This is a genomic window from Ilumatobacter sp. (genome assembly GCF_049588435.1).
Taxonomy (GTDB): Bacteria; Actinomycetota; Acidimicrobiia; order Acidimicrobiales; family Ilumatobacteraceae; genus Ilumatobacter_A.
This window is the reverse complement of the sequence record NZ_JBAVYV010000051.1, coordinates 1-4,096: the sequence shown is the minus strand read 5'-3', so window position 1 is coordinate 4,096 and position 4,096 is coordinate 1. Positions and strand designations below refer to the sequence as shown.

The following is a 4,096-nucleotide window of genomic DNA, read 5'->3' as shown; positions in this document are numbered from 1 at the left end:
GGCTTGACGGCTTTGTCGACCGGTTTCCTGAAGGTGCCGTCGAACATCGTGTCGAGGTTAGTCCGGGTTCGCTTCGACGAGTTGCTCCACGATCGAACCGTCGAGGGCGTCGACGAGCACCAGCCCGCGGTCCTTCGGGGGCTCCTCGGCCGAGTAGCACAGGACCCGCCATGTGGGGCGACTCCGGAACCCGCGCCACACCTGCTGGGCCGATGCGTGTCCGACCGCGAAGCCAACGGCCTGCTGTGCCTTGACCAGCGCTTCCTTCTCGTCGACCGTCATCCGCCACCCCGAGGTGATCGAGAAGACTCCGGCGAAAACGAGGATTCCGGCCGCGAAGTACCAGCCGTCGTTGACGATCGGTGAGTCGGCGAAGCCGAGGCGGACGAGCACACAGAGCGCTGCGAGGACGAGATAGATCACGCCCGGCCAGCGGCGTCGGCTGTTGTCGGGAAACATGTAGGCGCCGACGAAGCCGGCCGGATTCAGATCGTCCGGCAGTTCGTCACGGATCTCGTCACTCATCGCAACCGACGCTATCGGTGGATCAACTGGGGTCTGACCCCAGTTGATATGACCCCAGTTGATACGGCCAGGTGGCACGGAGGCGGGACGCGCCGGCCGCGAGTGATTCGGGCAGGGTCTGGGTGTTGGCAATCGACGACATGAAGTTCGAGTCGCCGGTCCAGCGCGGGACCACGTGCACATGCAGGTGCGACGGGACCGATCCCCCGGCGGGACGCCCGAGGTTGAGCCCGACATTCAGACCGTCGGGTGCGTAGGCCGCACGCACTGCCGCGACCGCGTCGGTGACCGTCGACCACAGCTCGGTCGTCTCGTCGCCGGTGAGGTCGGCCAGGTCCGGGACCTCGCGATACGGCAGCACGAGCAGATGTCCCGACGTGTACGGGTGGATGTTCATGATCGCGAACACCAACTCGCCACGGTGGACGACGTGCGTCGCCACGTCACTCTCACCGCTCTCGAGGATCTGGGTGAACGGGCTGACCTCGGCTCCCCCGCCGGCCGGCCGCACGCGGCCGTCGACGTAGTTGGCACGCCACCCCGACCAGATCCGCTCGAGCATCAGGCCGAGAGGGCGGCGGTCGCTTCGTTGTCGACCTCGGATCGGAAGCGCTCGATGAAGGTCGCGAGCGGCACGTCGCGCTCCACGTCCTCGGCGCCTTCGGGCACGAGATCGTGGCGGAGGTTGACGCCGACCGTGTTCGCCGCGACGTCGTCGTCGCCGACGACCAGCACGTAGGGCAGCTTCTCCATCTTCGCGGTCCGGATCCGCTTGCCGAGCCCGACGTCGGCCTTCACCCAATCGACACGCGCTCCGGCGGCCCGCAAATCGGCGACCACCTTCTCCGCATGCTCCTCGTGCGGCTCGGCGACCGGCAGGACCCGCACCTGGACAGGCGACAGCCAGGTCGGGAACGCACCGGCGTAGTGCTCGATGAGCACGCCGAAGAATCGTTCGATCGACCCGAAGAGGGCGCGGTGCAACATGATCGGCCGATGCCGCTCGTTGTCGGCGCCGACGTACTCGAGCTCGAAGCGTTCGGGAAGCTGGAAGTCGGCCTGGATCGTCGACAGCTGCCACGAACGGCCGATCGCGTCGCGCACGTCGATGTCGATCTTCGGCCCGTAGAAGGCGGCGTCGCCGTCCTTGACCTGATACTCCAAGCCGTGCGACTCGAGCGCCGCCTTCAGCGCGGCGGTTGCCTCGTCCCAGATCTCGTCGGAACCGACGTACTTCTCGGGGTCCTTGGTCGACAGGTTGAACGTGAAGTCCTCGAACCCGAACGCGCGCAGCACCGACAGCACGAAGTCGAGCAGCGACGCGATCTCGTCGGCGAGTTGCTCCTTCGTGCAGTAGATGTGGCTGTCGTCCTGTGTGAATCCACGGATCCGCAGCAGGCCGTGCAGGGTTCCGGCGCGCTCGTAGCGGTAGACGTTGCCGAGTTCGAACAGGCGGAGCGGAAGCTCGCGGTAGCTGCGCTGGCTGCTCTTGAAGATCAAGCAGTGCATCGGGCAGTTCATCGGCTTCATGTAGTACGTGCCGTTGTCCATCTCCATCGGCGGGTACATGCCGTCGGCGTACCACTGGAGGTGTCCGGAGGTCTCGAACAGCTTCCCGTTCGCGAGATGCGGGGTGTAGACGAACTCGTATCCGCCGGTCTCGTGACGGAGGCGGCTGTAGTCCTCCATCAGCTTGCGGATGATCGCGCCCTTGGGATGCCACACGGCGAGGCCGCCACCGAGTTCCTGGGGGAAGCTCAACAGGTCGAGTTCGTTGGCGAGCTTGCGGTGATCACGCTTGGCCGCCTCCTCGAGCTGGTGCAGGTGCTCGGCCATCGCCTGTTTCGATTCCCACGCGGTCCCGTAGATCCGCTGCAGCATCGTGCCGCTCTCGTTCCCGCGCCAGTGTGCGCCGGCGACCTTCTGCAGCTTGAAATGCTGCAACCGACCGGTGGTCGGAACGTGGGGGCCGACGCACATGTCGACGAACTCGTCGGTGTTGCGGTAGGCGCTGATCACGTCACCGGAGACCTCTCCGGCGTCGAGATCATCGACATCACCCGCACCGGCCGCGGCCTCGACGCGCTCGATGATCTCGACCTTGTACGGCTGGTCGGCGAAGAGCTTCTTCGCCTCGTCCATCGAGTGCTCGGACCGGGTGAAGGGCTGGTTCGCCTTGACGATCTCCTTCATCTGCTTCTCGATACGGGCCAGGTCGTCCTCGTGGAAGGTCTGGCCATCGGGCAGATCGAAGTCGTAGTAGAAGCCGTTCTCGATGGCCGGGCCGATCGAGAACTTCGCACCCGGATACAACTGGGTGACCGCCTGGGCGAGGACGTGGGCGGTCGAGTGACGCAGGACGTGACGGCCCTCGTCGGTGTCGTTGGTGATGATCGAGACGACGTCGCCATCGGCGAGTTCGGTGGTGAGATCGGTCTCGGTGCCGTTGACCGTTGCGGCGACGGCAGCCTTCTTCAGACCGGATCCGATGGACGCTGCGAGGTCGAGCGGGGTCGACGCTGCGGCCAGTTCACGTTCGGATCCGTCGGGCAGGGCGACGGTGATCATTCCAAGGGTGTTCGACATGGTCCACCCAGGATACGGGGGCGACTATCCAGCGGAGGCGACGAGTTTCCGTTCGCGTTCGACCGGCATCGCGATCGTCGCGATCTGCGTGACCGTCGCAACCGGAGTCTTCTCCGCCGGTGCCTCGCCGGCGTAGTGGTGGACGTACGTCTGACCGGTCATCTCCCGGATCTCGTACATCACCTCGTCCATCATCGACCGCCACGCGAGGTGTTCGGCTCCACGGCTCGCGTACCGCTCGGGCTTGATCGGCCGTCCGATCGTGATCGAGCACGACTTTCGGAGCTTCGGCATCTTGGCGTCGGGCGGCTGGATGTCGTCGGTGCCGGTGATGCCGACCGGGAAGATCGGACACCCGATCGCCATCGCGAGCCGCGAGGCGCCGGTCCGACCCTTGTACAACCGACCGTCGCGACTGCGGGTTCCTTCGGGGAAGATCCCGAACAGCTCACCGCGCGCGAGTACTGCGCGGGCGGCATCGAGCGCCGATGCGCTCTTCGAACCTCCGGCGCGGTCGATCGGGATCATGCCCATCGCCGGAAAGAGGAACTTCGACTTCCACGAATCCATGTACTCGGCCTTGCCGACGAACGAGATGTTGCGCGGTGCGGTGAACGCGAGGAACGCCGAGTCGAGGAAACTCACGTGGTTCGGACACAGCAGTGCCGGACCGTCGACCGGAAGTCGCTCGTAGCCCTGCATTTCGATGTCCCACAGGCGCGTCACCGCCGGCTTGACGACGCGTCGGGTTCGTCGCTGGAAGGCGCCCGCACCTGAAGTCGTGTCCATGTCGCCGACCGTAGACCATCATCATGGGCACATGGTCATCACCATGTGAACACTGGATGAATCAGTCGAGATGAATCAGTCGAGGTGGATCAATCGAGCTCGACGCCGAGCAGCCGACTCGCCTCGAGCACGCCCTCGTTCGACCTCGCCGCTGCGTCGATCAACTCGAAAGCGCCGGGCGTGTCGAGGTCGTCAT

At 65.3% G+C, this 4,096-nt stretch carries 4 protein-coding genes; all 4 read right to left on the bottom strand.

The window, feature by feature from the left end; all coding sequences use genetic code 11:
* Positions 1–57: 57 nt before the first annotated feature.
* The 4 genes from WBV89_RS01880 to WBV89_RS01865 are packed head-to-tail and all read right to left on the bottom strand — an operon-like array spanning position 58 to position 3,900.
* Positions 58–525, bottom strand: a complete 468-nt coding sequence (locus WBV89_RS01880; protein ID WP_423979644.1) for a hypothetical protein — start codon at positions 523–525, stop codon at positions 58–60.
* A 22-nt stretch (positions 526–547) separates the two neighbouring features.
* Positions 548–1,087: an HIT family protein gene (locus WBV89_RS01875; RefSeq protein WP_423979643.1), complete on the bottom strand. Its 540-nt coding sequence runs from the start codon at positions 1,085–1,087 to the stop codon at positions 548–550.
* Entirely contained in the window at positions 1,087–3,111 is a 2,025-nt protein-coding gene (thrS, locus tag WBV89_RS01870) for a threonine--tRNA ligase (protein WP_423979642.1), read from the bottom strand. Before thrS ends, WBV89_RS01875 begins: the two co-directional genes overlap by 1 nt.
* A gap of 24 nt (positions 3,112–3,135) precedes the next feature.
* Positions 3,136–3,900 carry a lysophospholipid acyltransferase family protein gene (locus WBV89_RS01865; protein WP_423979641.1) on the bottom strand — a complete coding sequence of 255 codons (765 nt, stop codon included), beginning with the start codon at positions 3,898–3,900 and terminating at the stop codon, positions 3,136–3,138.
* Positions 3,901–4,096: the final 196 nt, after the last annotated feature.